The sequence below is a fragment of the Klebsiella sp. K5-204 genome (genome assembly GCF_030128585.1).
GTDB classification, from domain to species: Bacteria; Pseudomonadota; Gammaproteobacteria; order Enterobacterales; family Enterobacteriaceae; genus Klebsiella; species Klebsiella quasipneumoniae.
The window spans coordinates 105,694-130,411 of the sequence record NZ_JAKUZS010000008.1; the positions used below are offsets into that span (position 1 = coordinate 105,694).

Below are 24,718 nucleotides of genomic sequence, written 5' to 3' on the forward strand. Positions count from 1 at the left end.
TTATGCACTTTGATGGTGTCGGGTACGGTATTTGTCGATCAGCACCGCAATGATGATCACCGCCCCTTTGATCACCAGTTGCCAGAAGTAGGAGACCCCCATCAGGGTCATACCGTTATTGAGGGTGGCGATAATCAGCGCCCCCACCAGCGTACCGGTGATGGTGCCGATGCCGCCGACGAAGCTGGTGCCGCCGAGAATGACCGCGGCGATGGCGTCCAGCTCGTAGCCGACCCCGAGGTTGCCGTTGGCGCTGTACAGCCGGGAGGCGCTCATCACCCCGCCAAGGCCGGAGAGCAGGCCGCTCATGCCATAGACAAACAGCAGCACCAGCCAGACTTTGATGCCGGTCAGCCGCGCCGCCTGCATGTTGCCGCCCACCGCGTAGATATGCACCCCAAGGGTGGTTCGGCGCAGGATAAACCAGCACACCGCGATAACCGCCAGGGCGATGACCACCAGCCACGGCACCGGGCCGAGGTAGTCATTGCCGATCCACTCGAAGCTGATATCGGAGTTGATTACCGTGGTGCCGTCGGCCAGCAGATAGGCGGCGCCGCGCAGCGCCGTATAGGTGCCGAGGGTGACGATAAACGGCGGTAGCCCGGCGAAGGCCACCAGCGCGCCGTTGAACAGCCCAAGCAGCAGGCCGAGCATCAGCGCCGCCGGAATCGACAGCAACGCCAACTCCGGGATCAGCGAGACCACCATTGCCGCCACCGCGGTGGTGCCGAGAATGGAGCCGACGGAGAGGTCAATGCCGCCGGTGAGGATGATGAAGGTCATTCCCGCCGCCAGCACAATGTTGATCGAGGCCTGGCGGGTGATATTCAGCAGATTGCTTTCCGTGAAGAAGTTGGGGGCGATAAAGCCGAAAACGGCGACGATCAGGATGAGGATCGGCAGAATGCCGACGGTCTGCATCAGGTCGCCCATCAGCATTTTTTTCGCCGAAGCGGATGTCGCGACCGGCGCGGAGGTCTCTTTCGGTATGCTCATAGTTGCCCTGCCTTAAGGTGAGAATCGTTCACGCCGGTGGCCAGCGTCATGATCTGTTCCTGGCTGATATCGCCGGACTGCAGCTCGCCGGCGATAGTCCCTTCGCGCATCACATAGACCCGGTCGCTCATGCCCACCACTTCAGGCAGTTCGCTGGAGATCATCAGAATAGCGACGCCCTGGCGCGCCATGTCGTTCATGATGCGGTAAATCTCGCTTTTCGCGCCGACGTCGACGCCGCGGGTGGGTTCATCGAGGATCAGAATGCGTGGGCCAATCGCCACCCAGCGCGAAATTAACAGCTTCTGCTGGTTGCCGCCGGACAGTCCGCCGGCGCGCACCTGGGCGTGAGGCACGCGGATGTTCAGCAGCTGGATGGCGTCATCGGAAATAGTTTGCGCCTTACGGCGATTGAGCATCCCCCAGGTCGCGTCGCGCTCCAGCGTCGCCATGGTGATGTTTTCCTGGGCCGCCAGTTCGAGAAACAGGCCCTGCTCTTTGCGATTTTCGGTCAGAAAGCCGATTCCATGGTCGATGGCTTCGCGCGGCGAGTGGATCACCACCGGCTCGCCGTCGATCTCGATCACCCCGCCGGTGGCTTTGCGCACGCCAAAGATCAGCTGCGCCAGCTCGGAGCGTCCGGCGCCGACCAGCCCGGCGAGGCCGACGATTTCGCCAGCATGCACCACCAGGCTGCTGGGCTTAACCTTGCCGCCATCGGTCAGATCCTCGACCCGCAGGCGCGGCTGGCCGCGGGGAATATCGCGCTCTTTATTGAACAGATCGCTGAGCGGACGGCCGACCATCATGCGCACCAGCTCCGGCGCATTGAGCTTGTCGCGCACCAGGCTGCCGACATACTGCCCATCGCGCAGGACGCTGACCCGGTCGGAGAGCTCATACACTTCCGCCATGCGGTGGCTGATATAGATGATCGCCATGCCCTCGTCACGCAGGCGCAGGATGAGGTCGAACAGGCGCTGGGTTTCCCGCGAGGAGAGGGCGGCGGTGGGTTCATCCATCACCAGAATGCGGCTTTGACGGTGCAGAGCGCGGGCGATCTCCACCTGCTGCTGTTCGGCGATGGTCAGGGTCATCACCCGGTCGCTGGCCTTGAACTGGGCGCCGAGACGGTCGATCACCGCCTGCGCCTGGCTGAGCATCGCTTTGCGCTGCACCAGGCCACCGCGCGCCAGCTCGCTGCCGAGGAAAATGTTTTCCGCGACGGTCAGGTTCGGCGCCAGCTGCATCTCCTGGTAGATCAACGTGATCCCGGCGGCCAGCGCGTCCTTGGGGCCGCGGATCGTTTGCGGTTTCCCGTCGATCAGGATCTCGCCGCTGGTGGCGGTATAGGCGCCGGCGAGGATCTTCATCAGCGTGCTTTTTCCGGCGCCGTTTTCCCCCATCAGGGCATGGATCTCGCCGGGCCAGACCGTCAGGTCGACGCCCTTCAGCGCGTAGAATTTGCCAAAAGCTTTGGCGATATGGCGCATTTCCAGTACCGGGGTGGCGGTCATCACGGCGCTCCTGTCTGCGAGAACAATAGCTGCAGTCCACCACCGGAAAATAAATGCAGGATGTCAGAATCCATTCATATTTGTCATAGTGATAAATAGTTAACCGCGATCACAGTTACGCGGCGTCATTTTCTGCACCGTCACGCTTATCTGCCGACCGTTCCTTCACCGGAGTTGCTATGACCGCTCGCCGACACCCGTTTTTCACCAGCGCCCGTGGCCGCCTGCTCTCCTTTAATCTGCTGATGGTGGTCGTCACCCTGCTGGTGAGCGGCGTGGCGGTGTTCGGCTTTCACCACGCCAGCCAGCTGCAGGAGCAGGTGCAGCGCCAGACCCTCAACGATATGCGCGGCAGTATGGATCTGGCGCGGGACACGGCGAATGTCGCCACGGCGGCGGTGCGCCTGTCGCAGGTGGTGGGCGCGCTGGAGTACAAAAGCGAAGCGGAACGGCTGCTGGCGACGCAGCAGGCGCTGAAGCACTCGCTGGCCCAGCTGGCGGCGGCCCCGCTGGCGCAGCAGGAGCAGGCGCTGGTGGCCAGTATTATTCGCCGCAGCAACGCGCTGCAGCAGAGCGTGGCGGAGATGCTGGAGCGCGGCCAGCGCCGCCATCTGCAGCGCAATGCGCTGCTGAGTTCGCTTTACCAGAATCAGAGCAACCTGCGCCATCTCGCCGATCTTAACGATCGCGGCGGGGAGCGGGCGATCGATCCTCGCCGGCTGGCCGAGATGGACCGGCTGATCGTCGCCGCGATCCATACCGTCACGCCGCGGTCGATCGTCCTGCAGCTCGACCAGCTGCGCGGCGACCTGCCGGCCCATAGCGCCGATCCCGCGCTGGCGTTTGTTCTCCCCGACGTCACCCGGGAGCTGGCGAAACTTGCCCCGCTGTCGGCCCAGCTGGAGGAGAGCGACCTGACGATCAGCTGGTACATGTACCACATCAAAGCGCTGGTCGCGCTGCTTAACGACGACATCAATCAGTACGTGACCCGGGTGGCGGAAGCCTCAGAACAGCGGGCGGCGCAGAGCCATCGGGAGCTGCGCTCCATCAGCATGTTTATTCTGCTTTCCGCGCTGCTGGCGCTGGCGATCACCGGCTGCGCCGGGTGGTACATCTACCGTAACCTGGGCTCTAACCTGACCGCTATCTCGCGGGCGATGTCGCGGCTGGCTCAGGGAGAGCCGAACGTCTCGGTGCCGGCCCTGCAGCGGCGCGACGAGCTGGGCGAACTGGCGCGCGCCTTTAACGTTTTCGCCCGCAATACGGCGTCGCTGGAGCACACCACCCGGCTGCTGAAAGAGAAGACCACCCAGATGGAGATCGATCGGATTAAGCGCCAGGAGCTGGAGGAGGCGCTGCTGCACAGCCAGAAGATGAAGGCCGTCGGCCAGCTGACCGGCGGCCTGGCGCATGATTTTAACAACCTGCTGGCGGTGATCATCGGCAGCCTTGAGCTGGTGGAGCCGAATGCGCAGGATGCGCCGCGCCTCACCAGAGCGCTGAAGGCGGCGGAACGCGGGGCGCTGCTGACCCAGCGGCTGCTGGCCTTTTCGCGCAAGCAGGCGCTGCATCCCCAGGCGGTGGCGATGGCGCCGCTGCTGGAGAACCTCAGCGAGCTGATGCGCCACTCCCTGCCGGCGACCTTGAGCCTGGAGATTGAGGCGCAGTCGCCGGCATGGCCGGCATGGATAGACGTCGGCCAGTTGGAAAACGCCCTGATCAACCTGGTGATGAACGCCCGCGACGCCATGGCCGGGCGCACGGGCGTCATTAAAATTCGCACCTGGAATCAGCGGGTCACTCGCAGCAGCGGCCAGCGGCAGGATATGGTGGCCCTGGAGGTGATCGATCACGGCAGCGGCATGTCGCAGGCGGTGAAAGCCCGGGTGTTTGAACCCTTCTTCACCACCAAAGCCACCGGCAGCGGCAGCGGCCTGGGGCTGTCGATGGTGTATGGCTTTGTGCGCCAGTCGGGCGGCAGGGTGGCGCTGGAGAGCGCGCCGGGGCAGGGGACGACGGTGCGGCTGCAGCTGCCCCGGGCGATGACCGAGGTCGGGAAGGCGGTGGCGCCGGTGGAAGACGAACCCATCCCGGCGGGAGAGCGGCTGGCGCTGGTGCTGGAGGATGAAGAGGATGTTCGCCAGACGCTGTGCGAACAGCTGCATCAGCTGGGCTGGCTGACGCTGGAAACCGCCAGCGGGGAAGAGGCGCTGCAGCTGCTGGAGGCCTCGCCGGATATTGCCCTGTTGATTAGCGATCTGATGCTGCCCGGCGGGCTGAGCGGCGCCGATGTGATCCATACCGCGCGTCGCCGCTTTCCGGCGCTGCCGGTGCTGCTGATCAGCGGTCAGGATTTGCGCCCGGCGCAGAACCCGGCCCTGCCGGAGGTGGAGTGGCTGCGTAAGCCCTTTACCCGCGCTCAACTGGCGCAGGCGCTGAGTGCAGCGTACGCGAGGATTTGAGATTCCTCCGCTACCCGGGCGGCATGCCGATGATTAAGGTAGCGGCAGGACTCTGATGAGATTGGCCCCGATGAAACGTTACGCAATCGCACTGCTCTTTTGCACTCTGTCGCTGACCAGCCTGGCCGCCCGCGCCGATATTATCGATGACGCGATCGGCAATATTCAGCAAGCCATTAACGACGCCTATAACCCGGGTAGCAGTCGCTCTGATGACGACGACAGATACGATGACGATGGCCGGTATGATGACGGGCGCTATCAGGGAAGTCGCCAGCAGAGCCGTGACAGCCAGCGTCAGCATGACGATCGGCAACGCCAGCTGGACGATCGCCGCCGTCAGCTGGATGAACGCCAGCGCCAGCTCGATCGCGATCGCCGCCAGTTAGAAAGCGATCAGCGTCGTCTGGACGATGACTATTGATCGCCCCGCAGCAGACCGACGCCTAATCCAGCACGATTTCCATCCCGTCATAACCCGCTTCGAAACCTTCCGGTAGCGGGTTATCCATCATCCAGACGTCAAACTGATGGCTGATATGGGTGAGGATCACCCGCGGACAGCCTATCGCCTGGTTAAGGGCGCGAACGGTATTGAAATCGTTATGGTTACGCGGGGTCTGCGCCCGCGGCTCATGGCTGCAGTCGATGATCATCGCCTGCGGGCGGTTGCTGAGTAAAAACTTCAGCGTCTTGTCCGGCAGCCCGGCGGTATCCGAGAGCCAGGCTACCCGACTGTGGGCCGACTCCAGCAGATAACCGAAGGTGAGCTTCGAATGGTTGAGCGGCAGGGGCGTTACCCGCAGGCCCTGCAGCTCAAACACCACAAACGGCGTGACGGTATGGCTGAAGTCGAGCAGGCCGGGGTGCTTGAGCAGATCGTCGCAGCCGGCGTCGTCCGGCGGGCCGTAGACCGGGATCGGCGCGCCCACGCCCCAGCGCAGCGGAAACAGCCCCTGCACATGATCCAGGTGATAGTGGGTTAGCAGCACCTGCTGAAAGCTGCCGGCGGGATGATGTTCCATCAGATCCGGTCTGCCGGCGTCCAGCAGCGTCACTGCGCTGTTGAACGTCACCACCCCGCTACAGGGGCGGCGGCGATGGCTTTCCTCACGGCGGGCGCGGCGGCAGGCCGCGCAATCGCAGCCGAAGACCGGCACCAGCTGAGCGCCGCCGGTGCCGGTTAAGCGGAGGGTCAGGCTCATCGTGTCACCTTGTGTTTATATCAGCGGATCCGCTTCGCGCACCGCGTGGCTGCGCAGCAGGCGGAAAAATTCATCGACCGATTGTCGGAGACTGCCGTCGTTATTCAGCGTCAGGCAATCGTCCGGCTTATAGCGCGCGGCGCGGTCCAGACGCTGGGCGATATCCACCGCATTTTCCCGGCCGCGCTGCTCCAGCCGCTGGCGCAGCACCGGCGGCGAGACGGCGAGACAGATCGGCACCAGCACCTCGCCGTAGCGTTCCCGCGCCAGCGCCAGATGGGCGCGGGAGCCATTGGCCACCACGTCGAAGCCGGCGTGCAGCCACAGGTCGATCTCCACGCCAATGCCATAGTAAGTATGGTTGGCGTGCCAGCTGAGGGCAAAGAGATGCTGCTCGGCGCGGGTAAAAAATTCATGTTCGCTGAGGGCGATATGGTTTTCGTTACCGGCGTTAAAGGGCCGGGTAATGTAACGATGCGCCACCAGCAGCTGCGGGTGCTCGCGCTGGCGCAGCGCCGCCAGCAGGCTGTCTTTCCCGGAGCCGGAGGGGCCCACCAGCCAGATCAGTTTTCCCGGCATTAAAAGACCCTCCTTCCCTGGCGCCAGACATGGTCGATGTGGACATGCTCGCCGCGACGGTGCGCCAGCACCAGGTCGGCGCGTTTCCCCTCGGCGATGACGCCGCGATCGTCAAGGCCCAGCGCCTGCGCCGGATGTTTGCTGACCAGACGGATCGCCTGCGCCAGGGTGAAGGCGTTATCCTCGGCGTCGGCGATGCGGAATACGGCATCCAGCAGGCTGGCGGGATAGTAGTCGGAAGAGAGAATGTCGAGCAAACCGTGGTTCGCCAGCAGGTGGGCGGCGACGTTGCCGGAGTGGGAACCGCCGCGCACGATATTCGGCGCCCCCATCAGGACGTGCATCCCGTGCTGACGTGAAGCCTGCGCCGCGGCCAGGGTGGTGGGAAACTCGGCGATGACGCTACCCAGCTGGTGGGATTCAGCCACATGCGCCTCGGTGGCGTCGTCGTGGCTGGCGAGGGCGATACGGCGGGCGCGGCACATGGCGGCGATGGTCTGGCGATTGGGCTGCGACCAGGTGGCGGCCAGAGCCATCTGCTCGGCTTCAAAACGGTCCATTTCGTCATGCGTCAGATGATATTTTCCCTGATAGTAATCGCGGTACTTGCTGCGATCGGCGTACTGACGCTGGCCGGGCGAGTGGTCCATCAGAGAGACCATGCTCACCGACTCGCGGTCAATGAGCTTTTCAAACAGCGGTAGCGTGGTGTGATGCGGCAGCTCGCAGCGCAGGTGCAGACGGTGCTCTGCGCGGTTAAGACCGCGCTTTTGCGTCTCTTCCACCGCATTGACCATCTTCTCCAGATTCTCAAGACGATCGCCGCCATCGCGCACGTCGCCAATCGCCACGGCGTCCAGCACGGTGGTGATGCCGCTGGCGACCATCATTGCGTCGTGGCTGCTCATCGCCGAGTGGGCCGGCCAGTCTACCTTCGGCCGCGGGGTAAAGAACTTGTCGAGGTTATCGGTATGCAGCTCGATAAGGCCCGGCAGCAGCCAGCCGCCTTCCCCATCCAGCGCCTGCGGCAGCCGGCTCTGGCTTTCCGCGAAGGCGAGAATGCGACCGTCCTGGACTTCCAGCGAACCGTGGACCACGTCATCGTCGAGAACCAGTTTTACGTTATTGATAATCATGCTGTTATTCCCATGGGGTGCAGCCGGTCGGCGACCTGACGGCGTACCCCTTCGTCATGGAAAATCCCGACGATGGCCGCGCCGCGCGCTTTGGCATCGTGGATCAGGTCGACCACGGCAGCACTGTTTTTGGTATCCAGTGAGGCGGTGGGTTCATCGAGGAGCAGGATCGGATAGTCGACCGCAAAACCGCGGGCGATATTGACCCGCTGCTGTTCGCCGCCGGAAAAGGTCGACGGCGCAAGGTGCCACAGACGTTGCGGAACGTTGAGGCGGGTCAGCAGCTGGGCGGCTTTGGCGGCGCTCGCTTCACGCGGCGTCCCGAGGTCGAGCAGCGGCTGCATCACCACCTCCAGCGCCGAAATGCGCGGGATCACCCGCAGAAACTGGCTGACCCAGCCGATGGTGGTTTGACGCACTTCCAGCACCTTGCGCGGCGTGGCGGTGACCAGATCGACCCATTCGTCGCCGTGGCGGATATGAATATGGCCGCTGTCCGGCAGATAGTTGGCGTACAGCGAGCGCAGCAGGGTCGATTTGCCGCTGCCGGAGTGGCCATGGAGCACCACGCACTCCCCGGCGTTAACGGTCAGCGAGGCGTCGGCCAGCACCGGCAGACGCACGCCGTGCTGCTGGTGCAGAACAAAGGTTTTATGAATGTTTTCAACGCGGATCATGTTAGCCCTCACGGGGTTGAGTTGCCGGGAGGCGCTTCGCTGACCCGGCCTACGAATAACGTATCTGCAGGCCGGGTAAGGCGCCGCCGCCGCCCGGCAAAACAGCGTCAGTTCTGCAATACCGACGACACCAACAGCTGGGTGTAAGGGTGATGCGGATCGTCGAGCACCCGGTCGGTTAAGCCACTCTCCACCACCTGGCCCTGCTTCATCACCAGCAGTCGGTTCGCCAGCAGGCGGGCGACGCCGAGATCGTGGGTGACAATCACCACCGCCAGATTCAGCTCCACCGCCAGGCCGCGCAGCAGGTCAAGCAGCCGCGCCTGCACGGACACATCCAGCCCGCCGGTGGGTTCATCCATAAACACCAGCTTCGGCTGGGTGACGAGATTGCGGGCGATCTGCAGGCGCTGCTGCATGCCGCCGGAAAAGGTGGTGGGCAGGTCGTCGATGCGCGAGGGCGGGATCTCCACCTCCTGCAGCCACTTTTCGGCGGTGGCGCGAATGTTGCCGTAGTGGCGCGCGCCGGTGGCCATCAGCCGTTCGCCGATGTTGCCCCCGGCGGAGACCTGGCGACGCAGGCCGTCCATCGGGTGCTGATGCACCACCCCCCATTCGGTGCGCAGCAGGCGGCGGCGTTCGGCTTCGCTCATGGCGTACAGCGAGCGCTGCTGGTACAGCACCTCGCCCCGCTGCGGCGTCAGGCGGGCGGAAATCGCCTTCAGCAGGGTGGTTTTACCGGATCCGGACTCCCCAACGATGCCGAGCACTTCCCCCGGCCACAGTTCGAAGGAGACGTCGCGGAAGCCTTTATCCGGGGCATAGAGATGGGTCAGGTGATTGACGGCAAGTAACGGCTGGCTCATTTTTTCTGCCCCTCGCTCTGCTGGCGGCAATAGTCGGTATCGGAGCAGACAAACATCCGCTGGCCGCTGTCATCCAGCACCACTTCGTCGAGGTAGCTGTGGCGCGAGCCGCAGATGGCGCAAGGCTCATCCCACTCCTGGACGGTAAACGGATGGTCGTCGAAATCGAGACTTTCCACCGGGGTATAGGGCGGCACGGCGTAGATCCGCTTTTCGCGCCCGGCGCCGAACAGCTGCAGCGCCGGCATCATGTGCATTTTCGGGTTATCGAATTTCGGGATCGGCGAGGGGTCCATCACGTAGCGGCCATTGACCTTCACCGGGTAGGCGTAGGTGGTGGCGATATGGCCGAAGCGGGCGATATCTTCATACAGTTTCACCTGCATCACGCCGTACTCTTCCAGGGCGTGCATAGTGCGGGTTTCGGTTTCGCGCGGCTCGATAAAGCGCAGCGGCTCCGGGATCGGCACCTGATAGATCAGGATCTGATCCTCCACCAGCGGCGTCTCCGGGATGCGGTGGCGGGTCTGGATCAGGGTGGCGTCTTCAGTGCGCTCAGTGGTGGCGACGCCGGTCACGCGCTTAAAGAACTGGCGGATCGACACCGCGTTGGTGGTGTCATCGGCGCCCTGGTCAATCACCTTCAGCACGTCGTTCTCGCCGATGACGCTGGCGGTCAGCTGGATGCCGCCAGTGCCCCAGCCGTAGGGCATCGGCATTTCGCGACCGCCGAACGGCACCTGATAGCCGGGAATGGCTACCGCTTTGAGAATAGCCCGGCGGATCATGCGCTTGGTTTGCTCGTCGAGATAAGCAAAGTTATAGCCAGTCAGTGGGTTAGCCACGTTCGTTCTCCCGTTGCAGGCGTTTCAGCAGCGCCAGTTCGGCCTGGAAATCGACATAGTGCGGTAGCTTCAGATGCGAGACGAAGCCGGCGGCTTCAACGTTATCGGCGTGGGCCAGCACAAACTCTTCATCCTGGGCGGGACCGGCAATCTCTTCGTCATAGTCCGCCGCCTGCAGGGCGCGGTCGACGAGGGCCATGGCCATCGCTTTGCGCTCGCTCATGCCGAAGGTCAGACCGTAGCCGCGGGTGAAGTGCGGCGGTTCATCCTGCGGGGCGACGAAGCCGTTGACCATTTCGCATTCGGTCAGCAGCAGCTCGCCAATATTGACGCTAAAGCCCAGCTCTTCCGGGACAATCTCCACCTGCACGTAGCCGCTGCGGATCTCGCCGGCAAACGGATGGTTGCGGCCATAGCCGCGCTGAGTCGAATAGGCCAGCGCCAGCAGGTAGCCTTCATCGCCGCGCATCAGCTGCTGCAGGCGCGAAGAACGCGAGCAGGGGTAGACCGGCGGGGTGCGGGTGATATCGTCGGGCGGTGTGCCGCGATCTTCCTCGGCCTTCGCCAGCCCCTGCTGCGTGAGCAGGCTAAAGACGTGCGGCGAGGTCGGCGCTTCGCTATCGGCTTTCGGCACAGACGGCGCGTCGCCGTTCGCCAGCAGGGTAAAATCGAGCAGGCGGTGGGTGTAGTCGTAGGTAGGGCCCAGCAGCTGACCGCCGGGGATATCTTTGTACACTGCCGAGATGCGGCGTTCGAGACGCATTCCGGCGGTGTCGATCGGTTCGCTAACCGCCAGCCGCGGCAGGGTGGTGCGGTAGGCGCGCAGCAGGAAGATCGCTTCGACGTTATCGCCGCTGGCCTGCTTGAGCGCCAGCGCCGCCAGTTCGCGGTCGGCGATGCCGCCCTCGGTCATCACCCGGTCCACCGCCAGATTGAGCTGGTCGCTTATCTGGTCAACGCTCAGTTCGGGAAGCCGTCCATCGCCCCGTCGTTTCTGTTCCTGTAAGGCGTGAGCGGCGCGGATCGCCTTCTCACCGCCCTTGACGGCAACGTACATTTAGCAAACCTCCACGTGGGTGGTGCGCGGGATCGCCAGCAGGCGCTCGCCGCAGGTGAGGATCAGGTCAATGCCCAGCGGGAACGGGTGCGGGCGCTCCGTCAGTTCGTCAATGATGCAGTCCGGCAGCTGAGGGGCGATCATTCGCTCTTCGGCAATGCCTGCCCCGGTCAGGCGCAGCATGCGCCCGCCGCTCAGGCTGGCGAGCTGGACGATCAGCGTGACGCCGGTCTCCGGGGCGGTGACGGTGCCCGCGGAGAGGACGTTGAGCTGCTCGGCGCTGATGCCGTCATTGGCGACCGCAAAGACCGCCTGCTGCGGCTGGTCCACCAGCGGCGCGCCGGTATGGAAGCGCAGATTCTGTCCCACCAGATCGTTATGCAGGGCGCTGGCGAGCCAGACCGGCGTTTCGTGATCGGCAAGGGTCAACAGCAGGCTGGTGGAGGCGACGTTCAGCGGCTGCCAGCCGTGCTGCAACTGCTGCAGGGAGACAATCACCCCCGGCTCGCTCATCGCTTTCAGCAGGCGACGAAAACTGTGTTGGGCATCCTGCACAGCCAGGGTAAAAGCGGGTTGTAAGGTCATGCGTTATCTCCGCGAACCAGGGTAAAGAAGTCGACCCGGCTGGCGTTGACTTCGGCGCGTCGGGCTTCAATGCGCGCGCTGCGTAGCGCTTCCAGCGGGGTTATCAGGGTTTCCATTAAATTGTGAAAATGGCGGGGCGACTGCAGCAGGGCGTCGATGGCCGCGCAGCGTTCGGCGTGCGGGCGGTCGCGGCCTAAGATCCAGCTGTAGCCGAGCGTACCATCGGCCAGACGTACCGCCGCCCGGGTGAGCGTGGCGTCGCCGGCGAAGAAACGGTCGCCGATACCGCCCATCCGGGCCTGAAGCTGCACCAGGCCTGTCTCGGGAGAGCGGATCAGCTCATACTCCGGCGCCAGCTGCAGGGCGTGCATGCGTGCCAGAAGATCTTGCGGTTCACTGTGGGCCAGCACGGACATCCAGCGCTGGCGGGTGGCGGTATCGAAGTGCATTCAGTGCTCCATGGTGAATTCAATCATGTCGGCGCGGGTCAGGCTGACGGAGTATTCGGTGACGGCCTGCTCGCCCTGGCGGCTGTTGAGGGTGCGCACGCAGAGCAGCGGCGCCATATTGGGGATCTCCAGCAGCTTGCTCTCTTTCGCCTGTGCGCGACGGGCGCTGATTTTGGTGCGCACCCGGGTCAGTTCGACGTCAAGCCGATCGCGGAGCAGGTTGTGCAGCGAGCCGTGGCTGAAGGTCTGCAACACCGGCCAGAAGCGCAGGTCGGCGAAGTAGTGGTCAATCAGGCACAGGGCGACGCCATTGACCCGGCGCAGGGTGCGCAGGTGGATGACATTCTCGCCCTCGCTAATGCCAAAGGCCTCGGCAACGTGTGCGCTGGCGGGGCGCAGTACCGACAGCAGTTTTTCGCTGGTGGGATCGCTGCCTTGTTCCAGCAGGTTCTGGCTGAACCGCGCCTGGGCATTGAGCGGGTAATCGATCGGCCGCATCAGCACCAGCACGCCGACGCCCTGACGGCGTTGTACCCAGCCGCGCTCAACCAACTGGTCGATAGCCCGACGCAGGGTATGGCGGTTTACGTCGAAGCGCGTCGCCAGCTGCTGCTCGGCGGGCAGATAGTCGCCGCAGCGATAGTGGTGGCGCAGCTCCTGCTCAAGCCGGGCGGCGATTTCCTGATAGCGCGTGGGATAACTGGTCGGATGTCTGGACAGGTGCATGGTCATCAAGCCTCACACAGCATAGGCGAGGAGCCTCCTCGCGTTGTGAGCCGATCCTGACCGGTTTATGTTGCAGTTCTGTTAAGTGATGATGACTAAAGGATGAAGAGTTAATGCCAGATGGATGACAGGGCGGCCAGGCCGCCCTGGCGGAGTCAGCCTTGTTTGACTACGTTGATCATCCATGGGACGCCAAAGCGATCGACGACTTTGCCAAAGCCGTGGGCCCAGAAGGTTTCCTGCCAGGCCATCTCAATGCGCCCGCCGACCGCCAGCGCGTCGAACCAGCGCTGGCCTTCAGCGACATCGTTGGGATCGAGGACGAGGGTGAAGCCGGCGTAATGCACATCGGGCCCGAAGGCGCTGTCGCTTAGCATCAGCTCGCCGTTGCCGATGCGCAGGCTGGCGTGGGCGATGGCGTCATCCGCCATCTTCTGGCCAGACGGGCAGCCGTCAGAGGCTTCCTGCGCCGAAGGCGGCATTTCGCCAAAGGTCATTTTAAACATCAGCTCGGCGCCCAGCGTCTGCTGATAGAAGGCGATCGCCTCGGCGCAGTTGCCCGCAAAGGCAAGGTAGGGACTTAAGGACATGGTGAATACCTCAGTGACCGTAACCCGTAAAGCGTAGTCGCCCACAGCGGGATTGAGCCAGACGGCAGCGCGAAAATGGGGCGGGAATAGTGCTGCAGGCGGCAGCGTAAATAGCGGCGGCTGGCGGGATAAATAACCGGATGCGCAGGGAGGCGAAGGGCAGTGAGGATATCGGGAGCGGCGACGGCGATAGGGGAAAATAATCGCGTCGCCTGCCCGGAAATAAATCAGTTCTTTTTGACGAATTCAGATTTCAGCTTCATCGGGCCAAAACCGTCAATTTTGCAGTCAATATTGTGATCGCCTTCGACCAGGCGGATATTCTTCACTTTGGTGCCGATTTTCAGCATCGAAGAGCTGCCTTTAACCTTCAGATCTTTCACTACCGTGACGCTGTCGCCATCGGCCAGTAAATTGCCATTGGCATCTTTAACGATCAGAACGTCGTTTTCTTCCGTGGCTTCGGCAGGGTTCCACTCATGGGCGCATTCCGGGCAGATGTACATGCCGTTGTCTTCATAAGTGTAAGTCGAATCGCATTTTGGGCAGTGTGGCAGTTGCATGACGTTCCTCGTGATGTCGTCGAAAAACAGGACGTTGGTCCTTTAAACAGCGGCTGAGAGCCGAAAGTGGCTATGATTATAGCGCAATCACCCACTTTTGTCGGGTGTTTTTTTGCTAAAAAATAGCCGGGGCGCTATTCCGGGAAGAACCGAATAATTGCTGAAATTAACCGCCGGCGATGGAACAACATCGACGAAATAATTTCCGGGCGATCGGCAGGAAATGAACTTATTTATTTTCTGGGACTCTGTAATTAGGCGGTAAATTTATGTGAAGTTGATCGCAGATATAAACACTGTTAGGGTAAAAAAGGGGAGCAGGTCAATTTCATCAATTATGACGATGAGCCGCTCCATTTATTCACCAGTAGCCACAGCAGGCGTCAACAGGTTCGGTTGTACATTCTGTCAGCAGACAGTGCAGGCAAACCTGCTACGCTTGAAATGAGGAGCACAGCAATTCACCGCTCCTGACGCACGTTGCGAATGGCTTTGCCATTCGGCGAAGAGACGTGCATTCAAGGCGGAGTAGCAGAGGAAAAATATGCTTAAAAGGAAAAAAATAAAGCCCATCACCCTTAAGGATGTGACCATCATCGACGATGGTAAACTGAAAAAGGCGATCACCGCGGCCTCTCTGGGCAACGCGATGGAGTGGTTCGATTTCGGCGTCTACGGCTTTGTGGCCTACGCCTTAGGTAAAGTCTTCTTCCCCGATGCCAACCCAAGCGTGCAGATGATTGCCGCACTCGGTACCTTCTCCGTTCCATTTTTAATTCGTCCGCTGGGCGGCCTGTTCTTCGGGATGCTGGGCGATAAATACGGTCGGCAGAAAATTCTCGCGATAACTATCGTGATCATGTCGATAAGTACTTTCTGTATCGGCCTTATTCCTTCGTATGCCACGATAGGTATCTGGGCGCCGATCCTGCTGCTGCTGTGTAAAATGGCGCAAGGCTTCTCGGTCGGTGGTGAATATACCGGGGCGTCGATCTTCGTCGCGGAATACTCCCCTGACCGTAAACGCGGGTTTATGGGCAGCTGGCTGGACTTTGGCTCCATCGCCGGGTTTGTGATGGGGGCCGGCGTGGTGGTCCTGATCTCCAGCGTGGTGGGGGAACAGAACTTCCTTGAGTGGGGTTGGCGTATCCCGTTCTTCCTGGCGCTGCCGCTAGGCATCATCGGCCTCTATCTGCGCCATGCGCTGGAAGAGACCCCGGCGTTCCAGCAGCATGTGGACACCATGGAGCAGGGCGATCGTGAAGGTCTGCAGGACGGGCCGAAGGTCTCGTTTAAAGAGATTGCCACGAAGCACTGGCGCAGCCTGCTGACCTGTATCGGTCTGGTGATTTCCACCAACGTGACCTACTACATGCTGCTGACCTACATGCCGAGCTACCTGTCGCATAACCTGCACTACTCGGAAGACCATGGGGTGCTGATCATCATCGCTATCATGGTCGGGATGCTGTTTGTGCAGCCGGTTATCGGTATGCTTAGCGACCGTTTCGGCCGTCGCCCGTTTATCCTGATTGGTAGCGTGGCGCTGTTTGCCCTGTCGATCCCGGCCTTCATTATGATCAACAGCAACGTGACGAGCCTGATCTTCGCCGGTCTGCTGCTGCTGGCGGTGGTGCTGAACTGCTTTATCGGGGTGATGGCCTCCTCGCTGCCGGCGATGTTCCCGACGCACATCCGCTTCAGCGCCCTGGCCAGCGCCTTTAACATCTCGGTGCTGATTGCCGGTCTGACGCCAACCCTGGCGGCGTGGCTGGTGGAAACCACTCAGAACCTGATGATGCCGGCATACTACCTGATGGTGATCGCGGTGGTGGGTATGGCGACGGGCCTGTCGATGAAAGAGACCGCTAACCGTCCGCTCAAAGGGGCGACCCCGGCGGCGTCGGATATTCAGGAAGCGAAAGAAATCCTTGGCGAGCACTACGATAATATCGAGCAAAAAATCGAAGATATCGATCAGGAGATCGCCGATCTGCAGGCAAAACGGTCGCGTCTGGTGCAGCAGCATCCGCGTATCAACGACTAACTGTTTTCACTGCTAATCATGCCGCCTGGGGAAACCCCGGCGGCATTTTTTATGCCTCCGGCAAGGCCAGACCGTGACGACGCTGTTGGCTAAGTTTACGGTACTGCTGCGGCGGCATCCCCACGTAGCGGGTAAAGGTGCTGTAGAAGCGGCTGCTGGAGCGGAAACCGGCGGTGAGGGCGATATCCAGGATGGTCTTGTCGGTATCGCTCAGCAGCGCCCGCACGTGATTGATGCGCATGGCGGTAATGTACTGCTTCATGGTTTGCTGCATCACTCGCTGGAATACCCCCATCGCATAGTTCGGGTTGAGCTTAACGTGCTCGGCGACGGCATTGACGGTCAGCGCCTGGTCGTAGTGGGCGGCGATAAATTCCAGCATCTGGCTGACATAAAACTGCGCATGGCGCGAGACGCTGTTCTTATGAGTGCGCGAGGTTTTGTTGACCAGAATCGGCTGCCAGCCGGCGAGGCTCAGCCGCTTCAGCATCAGGGCGATTTCATCGATCGCCAGCTGGCGAATCTGTTCATTGTCGTGGTTCAGCTCCTGTTGCCAGCGGCGCACCTCGAAGGCGCTCAGCTGCTGGGCGGCGAGGGATTTAATCACCATCCCGTGAGTGACGTGGTTGATCAGCTCCCGGTCCAGCGGCCATGAGAGAAACAGATGCATCGGCAGGTTAAAGATCGCCATCTGCTGGCAATCCCCCGGGCGGGTCAACTGATGCGGCGTACAGGCCCAGAACAGGGTGATATAGCCTTTCTCTATGCGCACCACTTCGTTATTAATCAAATATTCCACGTCGCCATCGAACGGCACGTTGACCTCCACCTGGCCATGCCAGTGGCTGGTAGGCATGGCGTGCGGCGGGCGCAGCTCGATATCCATACGCTGATACTCAGAGTAGAGCGCCAGCGGGCTGCGGCTCTGCTTTTCATCGCTGCTGCACATAAAGGGATCGGGGGGCAGGGAGGTGAAGCGGTATTCCATCGTTAGCGTATTCCTGAATTGTCAGAGTGGCTGCATTTTTCGCCAGAACTGACGACAGCTTAGCGGAAGAATCGGCCCATTTTCTCTCCTTTTTGCGCAATCTGTTCCCGAAAACTCAGATTTTGTGGCGCTTAATGGCCGATCTGAGCTTTCGGGAATGCTCCGGTGGGAACAGGGCAGCGCAACGCTGAACGGCGTGCCACTCTGCAAGGGTTCAATGACCAGATGGAGAGAGCGTAATGACCGCCCCAAAAATTACCTTTATCGGCGCCGGTTCGACGGTGTTCGTTAAAAATATTCTCGGTGATGTTTTCCAGCGCCCGGCGCTGAAATCGGCGCATGTCGCGCTGATGGATATCGATGACACCCGGCTGGAAGAGTCGCATACCGTGGTGCGCAAGCTGATGGATTCCGTCGGCGCGAAGGGCGAAATCAGCTGCCATCGCGATCGCAAAACCGCCCTGCAGGGCGCTGATTTCGTTGTGGTCGCCTTCCAGATTGGCGGCTATGAGCCCTGTACTGTCACCGATTTTGAGGTCTGTAAACGCCATGGCCTGGAGCAGACCATCGCCGATACGCTGGGTCCGGGGGGCATTATGCGCGCCCTGCGTACCATACCTCACCTGTGGGCTATCTGCGACGACATGACCGAGGTCTGCCCGGACGCCACCCTGCTTAACTACGTCAACCCAATGGCGATGAACACCTGGGCCATGTACGCCCGCTACCCGCATATTAAACAGGTTGGCCTGTGCCACTCGGTGCAGGGAACGGCGGAAGAACTGGCGCGCGATCTTGACCTCAACCCGGCGGATTTACGCTACCGCTGCGCCGGGATTAACCATATGGCGTTCTATCTCTCGCTGGCGAAAAAGCTCGCCGACGGCAGCTATGTCAGCCTCTATCCCGACCTGCTGCAGGCCTACGCCGATGGGCGCGCGCCGAAGCCTAACCTGCACGGTAACCCGCGCTGCGAAAATATCGTCCGCTATGAGATGTTCAAAAAGCTCGGCTACTTTGTGACCGAGTCATCGGAGCATTTTGCCGAATACACGCCATGGTTTATCAAGCCGGGCCGCGAGGACCTTATCGCCCGCTATAAAGTGCCGCTGGATGAATACCCGAAACGCTGCGTCGAGCAACTGGCCAACTGGCATCAGGAGCTGGAGAGCTATCAGCGCGGTGAGCGCATCGAGGTGAAGCCATCCCGTGAGTATGCCAGCACCATCATGAACGCCATCTGGACCGGCGAGCCAAGCGTGGTGTATGGCAACGTGCGCAATGACGGCCTTATCGACAATCTGCCGCAGGGCTGCTGCGTGGAAGTGGCTTGCCTGGTGGACGCCAACGGCATTCAGCCGACCAAAGTGGGCGCGCTGCCGGCGCATCTGGCGGCGCTGATGCAGACCAACATCAACGTGCAGACGCTGCTCACGGAAGCGATCCTCACCGAAAATCGCGATTACGTCTATTACGCCACGATGATGGATCCGCACACCGCCGCGGTGCTGGGGATCGAAGAGATCTACGCGCTGGTGGACGATCTGATCGCCAGCCACGGCGACTGGCTGCCGTCCTGGCTGCATCGTTAATCTTCTCATGCCGCCGGGGGCAACGACCCGGCGGCGTCCTGCATGCTCTATCAAACACTGAAGGAGGCGCTGGCGACAGCGACCTGTACCCTATGAGTATTTCAATGACAACAAAGCTCAGCTACGGATTTGGTGCCTTTGGTAAAGATTTCGCTATCGGTATCGTCTACATGTACCTGATGTATTACTACACCGATATTGTTGGACTGTCGGTTGGGGTGGTCGGCACCTTGTTTCTGGTGGCGCGGATCCTCGATGCGATAGCCGATCCGATCATGGGTTGGATCGTCAACTGTACGCGATCGCGATGGGGGAAATTCAAACCGTGGATCCTGATTGGCACGATAACCAACTCGGTGGTGCTGTATATGCTGTTCAGCGCCCATCACTTCTCCGGCGGGGCGCTGCTGGCATGGGTGTGGCTGACCTACCTGCTGTGGGGGTTCACCTACACCATCATGGATGTGCCGTTCTGGTCGCTGGTGCCGACCATTACCCTTGATAAACGCGAACGTGAACAGCTGGTGCCGTATCCACGCTTTTTCGCCAGCCTGGCGGGATTCGTCACTGCCGGCGTCACGCTGCCGTTTGTCAGCGCCGTGGGCGGCGCCGACCGCGGTTTCGGTTTCCAGATGTTCACCCTGGTGTTGATCGCCTTCTTCGTGGTTTCCACCCTCGTCACGCTGCGTAACGTCCACGAGGTTTACTCCTCGGATAGCGGCGTGAGCGAGGATGCCAGCCATCTCTCACTGCGCCAGATGGTGGCGCTGATCTATAAAAACGATCAGCTGGCCTGCCTGTTGGGCATGGCGCTGGCCTATAACACGGCGGCGAATATTATCGCTGGCTTTGCGATTTACTACTTTACCTACGTGATTGGCAGCGCGGAGATGTTCCCGTATTACATGTCCTACGCCGGCGCGGCGAACCTGCTGACGTTGGTGCTGTTTCCGCGGCTGGTGAAAGGGCTGTCGCGGCGCATTCTGTGGGCGGGCGCTTCGATCATGCCGGTGCTGGGCTGCGGCGTGCTGTTGCTGATGGCGCTGAGCGGGGTCTACAACGTCGCGCTGATTTCGCTGGCCGGCGTGCTGTTGAATATCGGCACCGCGCTGTTCTGGGTGCTGCAGGTTATTATGGTGGCCGATACCGTCGACTACGGCGAATATACGATGAACATCCGCTGCGAAAGTATCGCCTATTCGGTGCAGACGCTGGTGGTGAAAGCGGGCTCGGCGTTCGCGGCCTGGTTTATCGCCATCGTGCTCGGTATCATCGGTTATGTGCCGAATGTGGCCCAGTCGTCCCAGACGCTGCTGGGGATGCAGGCGATTATGATTGCGCTGCCGACGCTCTTTTTTGCCCTGACGCTGTTTCTCTATTTCCGCTATTACAAGCTGAACGGCGATATGCTGCGTCGCATTCAGATTCACCTGCTGGATAAATATCGTCGGGTACCGGAAAATGTGGCTGAGCCGGAACGGCCCATTGTGGTACCCAACCAGGTGTAAAAAGCGTTCGAAAACAGCTGACGAAAGAGGGGAGGGATACTCTCTTTTTTGGACAAAAATGAGCGTTGAAAGCGGACGAAAAGAGAAATCGCATTTCTCTAATTTGTCTCAAAATATTCTCTCTTTAGGTTCGTGAAGTTGTTATTTGCTCCAATTGTTCTCAATTAAAACTCAGAATTGTCTCTTTTTCGTGCTCTTGCGCTGCTTTTTAACTCTTGCTACTCTTTTTGGGTGTTACATTTTTCTCTTATTTGTCTCAGTGATGGAGCAATGCGATGCGCATTTTTATCGATGATGGTTCAACCAATATCAAAATGCTGTGGGAGCAAGATGGCGAAACTTTCACCCATATCAGCCCCAATAGTTTTAAACGCGGCTGGTCTGCCACCTTCGGTTCCGGGAAGCCCTTTAACTACACCGTGGATGATGAAAAGTACTCATTCGACCTGATCACTCCCGATGCGCTCCCGACCAATAATATTGACTGGCAGTACAGCCCGTTGAACTCCATCGCTGTCCATCACGCGCTGCTGACCAGCGGTCTTGAGCCACAGGACGTCGAAATAGTTGTGACGCTGCCGCTGACTGAATTTTATGACGAGGATGCGCAATATCGCCTCGACAACATTGAGCGTAAGAAAAAGAGCCTGCTGCGCGAAGTTAAGCTGAATAAAGGCGTGGTGTTCAACATCACCAAAGTCACCGTGCGCCCGGAATCGATTCCGGCGGGCATTAGCCTGTGCGATGAACTCAAGCCCTCCCATTCGGTGTTGATTATCGACCTCGGCGGCACCACGCTCGATATCTCGATGGTCGCCGGGCAGATGACCTCGGTTTCGCGCATTTACGGCGACCCGAAGCTGGGCGTATCGCTGGTGACCGACGCCGTTAAGCTGGCGCTGGCGCGGGCGAATACCGATACCTCAAGCTATAACGTCGACCAGATCATTATCAATCGCCATGACGAAGCGTACCTGACCGATAACATCAACGATCCGGATGCGGTTTCTGAGGTGAAAAAGGTGATCACTAACAGCATCGAACGTCTGACCACCCGCGTCCTGACGGCTATCGATAGCTTTAAAGGCTACTCGCATGCCATCGTGATTGGCGGCGGCGCGCCGCTGGTTGCCGATGCCATTCGTGAACGTATGGGCCTGCGTGAGGACCGTTTCGTGGTGGCTGAAGAGCCGCAGTTCGCCCTGGTGCGTGGTCTGAAAATTATTGGCTAAGGAGCGTCTATGACTCTGGAACGCAGAAAAGTGCTGATTTACCTGCGCCCGGATATCAGCGCCAGCGAGCGCTTCGCGGACGCAAAAATTGAGGCCCACCATCGCGGCGACCGCGGCGATATGTCGCGCACGGCGCTGCTGGCGGGGCTGGCGTTAGGGGAAGTCGATAGCCGCTTGCCGTCGATGCTGGCGGCGTTGCTGGCGGAAGACACTAAACCGGAAACGCTGCGCAAGATGCTGGCCTCGTTCCTTGAGATCCAGCCGGCCTCTTCCGCCCCGACAGCTGCGCCAGCGGCCGCCCCGGCTAAGGCGCCGGAGCCGCCCGCGCCGGTCAGCGAGAGCGTTTCGGCGCGCAACCTCGCCGGTTCGCTGCCGGACTAAGCGCTATTCGCGGTTTGCGCTATCCGGGAAACTCCCCGGCTTGCGCTGCGCTTAGCCGGGCTACTGTTTACACTGTCCGGTAGCCCGGGTAAGGCGGAACGCCGCGACCCGGGAAATTCCCCGGCTTGCGCTGTGCTTAGTTTGTATGCCGGGTAAGGCGTAGCCGCCACCCGGCATACAGGCGGCTCCCTGGCTGTGGCCATGCCCGGCGGCGCTACGCTTGCGCGGGCCTACGGATCCAGTGCAATGGTGGGCCTGGTCCGGTAGCCCGGGTAAGGCGGAACGCCGCGACCCGGGAAATTCCCCGGCTTGCGCTGTGCTTAGTTTGTAGGCCGGATAAGGCGTAGCCGCCACCCGGCAGTAAGACGGCGCCCTGGCTGTGGCCATGCCCGGCGGCGCTGCGCTTGCGCGGGCCTACGGATCCAGTGCAATGGTGGGCCTGGTCCGGTAGCCCGGGTAAGGCGGAACGCCGCGACCCGGGAAATTCCCCGGCTTGCGCTGTGCTTAGTTTGTAGGCCGGGTCAGGCGTAGCCGCCACCCGGCAGTAAGACGGTACGCCGCCACCCGGGATGTCGCCCCTATCCGTGGGCGAGAAAGCGGGCCAGGCGCTGCTGCAGCAGGCGATTTTCGCGGGTCAGCCGCGCGTTCTCATCCAGCAGCGTCAGCGCCACCGCAATCCCCGGCCAGTCCAGCTCCAGCTCGTTACGCAGGCGCACCGCGCGATGGACGATCGTCACCGCGCTGTCGTCGAACAGCCAGGCGTCCGCCTGCGGCTGGTGCGGTTCAATCATGCCTAAGCCGACAATCTCCGTCAGCTCCTCTTCCGACACCCCGGTACGCAGGCACAATTCGGTAATGGTAAACGTCACTGTTACTGTAGCCATCAGGCTTTCCCCCATGTCTTACGCGGATCGAAGCTGGCTTCGGTGGTGGCCAGCTGTTGCCAGAGCTCACGCGCTTTTTCATCTGGTTTTGGCGGCATCACAATTTTAATAACGGCGAACAAATCGCCGGTGTGGGTTTTGCTCACCAGCCCTTTGCCCTTGATACGCAGGCGCTGCCCTGCCTGGCTACCCGGCGGCACCGTCAGCAGAATGCTCTCTTTCAGGGTGGGCACCGTGACTTTGGCGCCTAGCGCGGCCTCCCACGGCGCCAGCGGCAGGACGATCTCCAGGTTATGTCCCACGATGTCGAACAGCGGGTGCGGGGCGATGTGGATCACCAGCCACAGATCGCCGTTCGGCCCGCCGTTTTCGCCCGGCGTCCCCTGGCCTTTCAGGCGGATGCGCTGTCCATCGGCCACCCCGGCGGGGATCTTCACATTCAGCGTTTTCGGCGTCTCGCTTTCGATCATGCCGAACACGTTATACACCGGCAGGTTATAGCTGATGGTGCGGGTCTGCTCAGCCAGCGTCTCTTCAAGGAACACCGCGACCTCGATCTCCAGGTCGTGGCCGCGCGACGCGTGCTGACGGCGACGCTGATGCGCCTGCTGGCCAAACATGGAGGAAAAGATGTCGTCGAAATCCTGCTGGCTGTAGCTCTGCTCGTGGGTCTGCTGCTGGCGACCGAACCCGGGATCGTTGCGATGCTGCCAGAGCTGATCGTATTCCGCGCGCCGTTGCTCATCTTTCAGGACTTCCCAGGCTTCGGCGAGATCCTTAAATTTGGCTTCGGCATCGTTTTCTTTACTGACGTCGGGGTGGTATTTGCGCGCCAGGCGGCGGTAGGCGGTCTTGATGGTTTTCAGATCGTCGGTTGGTTGCACCCCGAGAATGGCATAATAATCCTTCAATTCCATGCTGTTATCTCATCTATGCTCAGTGCGGTGGTTACATATTCCCTGGATCAGGCGTCTGTATAAAGCGTAGGGCAAATGCGCCCTGAAGGGGAAGAAAAGTGGCGGAAACTTGACGCCGTCGGGGTCAACGGCGTCGTGGGCGCAGCTAGTCTTTCACCTGCGGTCGCGGACGACGGCGCCAGCCTGCGAACAGCACCAGTAGCGCGCCGATGGCGCCGGCCAGGCGCGCAATGCCGTCGCCGGCGGTGGGAAACAGCTGGCGAAGGGTAGGGTCGCTGACCAGCATTGACCCGGCAATCCAGCCGATGAGCATCCCGCCCAGCAGCACCACCGCGGGAAAGCGAGTGAGCAGGGCCAGCACCAGCTTGCTGCCGGCGACGATAACCGGAATGCTGATCGCCACGCCGAGGGCGACCAGCGCAATGTGTCCTTTGCCTGCGGCGGCCACCGCCAGCACGTTATCCAGCGACATGATCACATCGGCGACGGTGATGGTGACTGCGGTGCGCCACAGGCTGCCGGAGCTGGCAACCTCGCTCTCGTCCTCCTCATTACTGACCAGCCTGATGCCAATCCACATCAGGAGCAGCGCGCCGACTATTTTCAGCCACGGCAGCGACAGGAGATACAGGGCGATCGCCAGCAGCAGGATGCGCGCCAGGATGGCGCCTACGGTGCCGATGACGATCGCTTTGGTGCGTTTTTGTGGCGGCAGTTTGCGACAGGCCATGGCGATCACCACGGCGTTGTCGCCGCCCAGCAGTAAGTCGATGGCGACAATCTGCAGCATAATCACCGCCATGTCCCATTGTTGAAGAAACGCATACATATCGAGAGAAACCACCTGAAATAAATACCACGAAAAGCCGTTGCGCCGGGGGCTCCGCCCGGGGAGCGTTGACCACTGGCG

The 24,718-nt window shown here is 61.0% G+C and carries 25 protein-coding genes; 7 read left to right on the plus strand and 18 right to left on the minus strand.

Features of this window, described 5'->3' with window-relative positions; translation table 11 throughout:
- A complete protein-coding gene (locus tag MKR05_RS20780; RefSeq protein ID WP_023291658.1) occupies positions 1-999 on the minus strand; it encodes an ABC transporter permease subunit in 999 nt (332 codons plus the stop codon).
- The gene (locus tag MKR05_RS20785) at positions 996-2,516 is read right to left on the minus strand and encodes a sugar ABC transporter ATP-binding protein (protein ID WP_048296446.1); all 1,521 of its coding nucleotides are present in this window, start codon (positions 2,514-2,516) and stop codon (positions 996-998) included. The genes MKR05_RS20780 and MKR05_RS20785 overlap by 4 nt, the downstream gene beginning before the upstream one ends.
- A gap of 179 nt (positions 2,517-2,695) precedes the next feature.
- On the opposite strand from MKR05_RS20785, the gene MKR05_RS20790 reads away from it, so the two are divergent.
- Entirely contained in the window at positions 2,696-4,981 is a 2,286-nt protein-coding gene (locus tag MKR05_RS20790; protein ID WP_048296447.1) for an ATP-binding protein, read from the plus strand.
- Positions 4,982-5,051: 70 nt separating this feature from the next.
- Positions 5,052-5,405 carry a DDRRRQL repeat protein YjdP gene (gene yjdP, locus MKR05_RS20795; RefSeq protein ID WP_004206366.1) on the plus strand — a complete coding sequence of 118 codons (354 nt, stop codon included), beginning with the start codon at positions 5,052-5,054 and terminating at the stop codon, positions 5,403-5,405.
- Positions 5,406-5,427: 22 nt separating this feature from the next.
- On the opposite strand, the gene phnP is transcribed toward yjdP, so the two are convergent.
- From phnP to MKR05_RS20855, 12 genes are all read right to left on the minus strand, one after another.
- The gene (gene phnP, locus MKR05_RS20800) at positions 5,428-6,186 is read right to left on the minus strand and encodes a phosphonate metabolism protein PhnP (RefSeq protein ID WP_048296448.1); all 759 of its coding nucleotides are present in this window, start codon (positions 6,184-6,186) and stop codon (positions 5,428-5,430) included.
- Between the two features lie 15 nt (positions 6,187-6,201).
- Positions 6,202-6,765 carry a ribose 1,5-bisphosphokinase gene (gene phnN / locus MKR05_RS20805; protein ID WP_023291663.1) on the minus strand — a complete coding sequence of 188 codons (564 nt, stop codon included), beginning with the start codon at positions 6,763-6,765 and terminating at the stop codon, positions 6,202-6,204.
- Entirely contained in the window at positions 6,765-7,901 is a 1,137-nt protein-coding gene (phnM, locus tag MKR05_RS20810; protein ID WP_048296449.1) for an alpha-D-ribose 1-methylphosphonate 5-triphosphate diphosphatase, read from the minus strand. Before phnM ends, phnN begins: the two co-directional genes overlap by 1 nt.
- Positions 7,898-8,578 carry a phosphonate C-P lyase system protein PhnL gene (phnL, locus tag MKR05_RS20815; protein WP_048296450.1) on the minus strand — a complete coding sequence of 227 codons (681 nt, stop codon included), beginning with the start codon at positions 8,576-8,578 and terminating at the stop codon, positions 7,898-7,900. The genes phnM and phnL overlap by 4 nt, the downstream gene beginning before the upstream one ends.
- A 107-nt stretch (positions 8,579-8,685) precedes the next feature.
- Entirely contained in the window at positions 8,686-9,444 is a 759-nt protein-coding gene (gene phnK / locus MKR05_RS20820) for a phosphonate C-P lyase system protein PhnK (RefSeq protein ID WP_023291666.1), read from the minus strand.
- Positions 9,441-10,289, minus strand: a complete 849-nt coding sequence (locus tag MKR05_RS20825; RefSeq protein WP_002885202.1) for an alpha-D-ribose 1-methylphosphonate 5-phosphate C-P-lyase PhnJ — start codon at positions 10,287-10,289, stop codon at positions 9,441-9,443. The genes phnK and MKR05_RS20825 overlap by 4 nt, the downstream gene beginning before the upstream one ends.
- Complete coding sequence (locus tag MKR05_RS20830; protein ID WP_023291667.1) at positions 10,282-11,346, minus strand: carbon-phosphorus lyase complex subunit PhnI; 1,065 nt, start codon at positions 11,344-11,346, stop codon at positions 10,282-10,284. Before MKR05_RS20830 ends, MKR05_RS20825 begins: the two co-directional genes overlap by 8 nt.
- Positions 11,347-11,931: a phosphonate C-P lyase system protein PhnH gene (gene phnH, locus MKR05_RS20835; protein ID WP_008807244.1), complete on the minus strand. Its 585-nt coding sequence runs from the start codon at positions 11,929-11,931 to the stop codon at positions 11,347-11,349.
- Positions 11,928-12,380 carry a phosphonate C-P lyase system protein PhnG gene (phnG, locus tag MKR05_RS20840; protein WP_032454588.1) on the minus strand — a complete coding sequence of 151 codons (453 nt, stop codon included), beginning with the start codon at positions 12,378-12,380 and terminating at the stop codon, positions 11,928-11,930. Before phnG ends, phnH begins: the two co-directional genes overlap by 4 nt.
- On the minus strand, positions 12,381-13,106 hold the full coding sequence (phnF, locus tag MKR05_RS20845; protein ID WP_023291670.1) for a phosphonate metabolism transcriptional regulator PhnF: 726 nt from the start codon (positions 13,104-13,106) through the stop codon (positions 12,381-12,383).
- A gap of 155 nt (positions 13,107-13,261) precedes the next feature.
- Positions 13,262-13,696: a VOC family metalloprotein YjdN gene (yjdN, locus tag MKR05_RS20850; RefSeq protein WP_023291671.1), complete on the minus strand. Its 435-nt coding sequence runs from the start codon at positions 13,694-13,696 to the stop codon at positions 13,262-13,264.
- A 227-nt stretch (positions 13,697-13,923) separates the two neighbouring features.
- The gene (locus MKR05_RS20855) at positions 13,924-14,259 is read right to left on the minus strand and encodes a zinc ribbon domain-containing protein YjdM (RefSeq protein WP_023291672.1); all 336 of its coding nucleotides are present in this window, start codon (positions 14,257-14,259) and stop codon (positions 13,924-13,926) included.
- A 544-nt stretch (positions 14,260-14,803) separates the two neighbouring features.
- Between MKR05_RS20855 and proP the strand changes: the two genes are divergently transcribed.
- Entirely contained in the window at positions 14,804-16,306 is a 1,503-nt protein-coding gene (gene proP, locus MKR05_RS20860) for a glycine betaine/L-proline transporter ProP (RefSeq protein ID WP_023291673.1), read from the plus strand.
- Positions 16,307-16,355: 49 nt separating this feature from the next.
- Here the strand turns inward: proP and melR are convergent, their stop codons facing one another.
- Complete coding sequence (gene melR, locus MKR05_RS20865) at positions 16,356-17,294, minus strand: transcriptional regulator MelR (protein WP_004206385.1); 939 nt, start codon at positions 17,292-17,294, stop codon at positions 16,356-16,358.
- Between the two features lie 239 nt (positions 17,295-17,533).
- On the opposite strand from melR, the gene MKR05_RS20870 reads away from it, so the two are divergent.
- From MKR05_RS20870 to MKR05_RS20885, 4 genes are all read left to right on the plus strand, one after another.
- Positions 17,534-18,886 (plus strand): alpha-glucosidase/alpha-galactosidase, encoded by a 1,353-nt coding sequence (locus tag MKR05_RS20870; protein ID WP_048296451.1) that lies wholly within the window; start codon positions 17,534-17,536, stop codon positions 18,884-18,886.
- Between the two features lie 92 nt (positions 18,887-18,978).
- Positions 18,979-20,394, plus strand: a complete 1,416-nt coding sequence (gene melB / locus MKR05_RS20875) for a melibiose:sodium transporter MelB (protein WP_044525156.1) — start codon at positions 18,979-18,981, stop codon at positions 20,392-20,394.
- A 275-nt stretch (positions 20,395-20,669) separates the two neighbouring features.
- Complete coding sequence (parM, locus tag MKR05_RS20880; protein WP_032454592.1) at positions 20,670-21,626, plus strand: plasmid segregation protein ParM domain-containing protein; 957 nt, start codon at positions 20,670-20,672, stop codon at positions 21,624-21,626.
- 9 nt (positions 21,627-21,635) lie between these two features.
- Positions 21,636-22,007 carry a plasmid partitioning/stability family protein gene (locus MKR05_RS20885; RefSeq protein ID WP_017900087.1) on the plus strand — a complete coding sequence of 124 codons (372 nt, stop codon included), beginning with the start codon at positions 21,636-21,638 and terminating at the stop codon, positions 22,005-22,007.
- Between the two features lie 578 nt (positions 22,008-22,585).
- Here the strand turns inward: MKR05_RS20885 and cbpM are convergent.
- From cbpM to MKR05_RS20905, 3 genes are all read right to left on the minus strand, one after another.
- Entirely contained in the window at positions 22,586-22,891 is a 306-nt protein-coding gene (cbpM, locus tag MKR05_RS20890; RefSeq protein WP_020481009.1) for a chaperone modulator CbpM, read from the minus strand.
- Positions 22,891-23,808 (minus strand): curved DNA-binding protein, encoded by a 918-nt coding sequence (cbpA, locus tag MKR05_RS20895; protein ID WP_048296452.1) that lies wholly within the window; start codon positions 23,806-23,808, stop codon positions 22,891-22,893. Before cbpA ends, cbpM begins: the two co-directional genes overlap by 1 nt.
- Positions 23,809-23,953: 145 nt before the next feature.
- A complete protein-coding gene (locus MKR05_RS20905; RefSeq protein WP_032454594.1) occupies positions 23,954-24,637 on the minus strand; it encodes a TerC family protein in 684 nt (227 codons plus the stop codon).
- Positions 24,638-24,718: the final 81 nt, after the last annotated feature.

What these genes read in the sequence shown, in the direction of transcription:
- cbpM (WP_020481009.1), bottom strand. Translation starts at nt 22,891, where the DNA reads ATGGCTACAGTAACAGTGACGTTTACCATTACCGAATTGTGCCTGCGT.
- yjdP (WP_004206366.1), top strand. Translation starts at nt 5,052, where the DNA reads ATGAAACGTTACGCAATCGCACTGCTCTTTTGCACTCTGTCGCTGACC.
- proP (WP_023291673.1), top strand. Translation starts at nt 14,804, where the DNA reads ATGCTTAAAAGGAAAAAAATAAAGCCCATCACCCTTAAGGATGTGACC.
- parM (WP_032454592.1), top strand. Translation starts at nt 20,670, where the DNA reads ATGCGCATTTTTATCGATGATGGTTCAACCAATATCAAAATGCTGTGG.
- phnM (WP_048296449.1), bottom strand. Translation starts at nt 7,901, where the DNA reads ATGATTATCAATAACGTAAAACTGGTTCTCGACGATGACGTGGTCCAC.
- MKR05_RS20870 (WP_048296451.1), top strand. Translation starts at nt 17,534, where the DNA reads ATGACCGCCCCAAAAATTACCTTTATCGGCGCCGGTTCGACGGTGTTC.
- MKR05_RS20790 (WP_048296447.1), top strand. Translation starts at nt 2,696, where the DNA reads ATGACCGCTCGCCGACACCCGTTTTTCACCAGCGCCCGTGGCCGCCTG.
- cbpA (WP_048296452.1), bottom strand. Translation starts at nt 23,808, where the DNA reads ATGGAATTGAAGGATTATTATGCCATTCTCGGGGTGCAACCAACCGAC.
- phnH (WP_008807244.1), bottom strand. Translation starts at nt 11,931, where the DNA reads ATGACCTTACAACCCGCTTTTACCCTGGCTGTGCAGGATGCCCAACAC.
- phnF (WP_023291670.1), bottom strand. Translation starts at nt 13,106, where the DNA reads ATGCACCTGTCCAGACATCCGACCAGTTATCCCACGCGCTATCAGGAA.
- phnG (WP_032454588.1), bottom strand. Translation starts at nt 12,380, where the DNA reads ATGCACTTCGATACCGCCACCCGCCAGCGCTGGATGTCCGTGCTGGCC.
- phnN (WP_023291663.1), bottom strand. Translation starts at nt 6,765, where the DNA reads ATGCCGGGAAAACTGATCTGGCTGGTGGGCCCCTCCGGCTCCGGGAAA.
- MKR05_RS20830 (WP_023291667.1), bottom strand. Translation starts at nt 11,346, where the DNA reads ATGTACGTTGCCGTCAAGGGCGGTGAGAAGGCGATCCGCGCCGCTCAC.
- yjdN (WP_023291671.1), bottom strand. Translation starts at nt 13,696, where the DNA reads ATGTCCTTAAGTCCCTACCTTGCCTTTGCGGGCAACTGCGCCGAGGCG.
- MKR05_RS20885 (WP_017900087.1), top strand. Translation starts at nt 21,636, where the DNA reads ATGACTCTGGAACGCAGAAAAGTGCTGATTTACCTGCGCCCGGATATC.
- MKR05_RS20780 (WP_023291658.1), bottom strand. Translation starts at nt 999, where the DNA reads ATGAGCATACCGAAAGAGACCTCCGCGCCGGTCGCGACATCCGCTTCG.
- phnP (WP_048296448.1), bottom strand. Translation starts at nt 6,186, where the DNA reads ATGAGCCTGACCCTCCGCTTAACCGGCACCGGCGGCGCTCAGCTGGTG.
- melB (WP_044525156.1), top strand. Translation starts at nt 18,979, where the DNA reads ATGAGTATTTCAATGACAACAAAGCTCAGCTACGGATTTGGTGCCTTT.
- phnK (WP_023291666.1), bottom strand. Translation starts at nt 9,444, where the DNA reads ATGAGCCAGCCGTTACTTGCCGTCAATCACCTGACCCATCTCTATGCC.
- MKR05_RS20905 (WP_032454594.1), bottom strand. Translation starts at nt 24,637, where the DNA reads ATGTATGCGTTTCTTCAACAATGGGACATGGCGGTGATTATGCTGCAG.
- MKR05_RS20855 (WP_023291672.1), bottom strand. Translation starts at nt 14,259, where the DNA reads ATGCAACTGCCACACTGCCCAAAATGCGATTCGACTTACACTTATGAA.
- MKR05_RS20785 (WP_048296446.1), bottom strand. Translation starts at nt 2,516, where the DNA reads ATGACCGCCACCCCGGTACTGGAAATGCGCCATATCGCCAAAGCTTTT.
- phnL (WP_048296450.1), bottom strand. Translation starts at nt 8,578, where the DNA reads ATGATCCGCGTTGAAAACATTCATAAAACCTTTGTTCTGCACCAGCAG.
- melR (WP_004206385.1), bottom strand. Translation starts at nt 17,294, where the DNA reads ATGGAATACCGCTTCACCTCCCTGCCCCCCGATCCCTTTATGTGCAGC.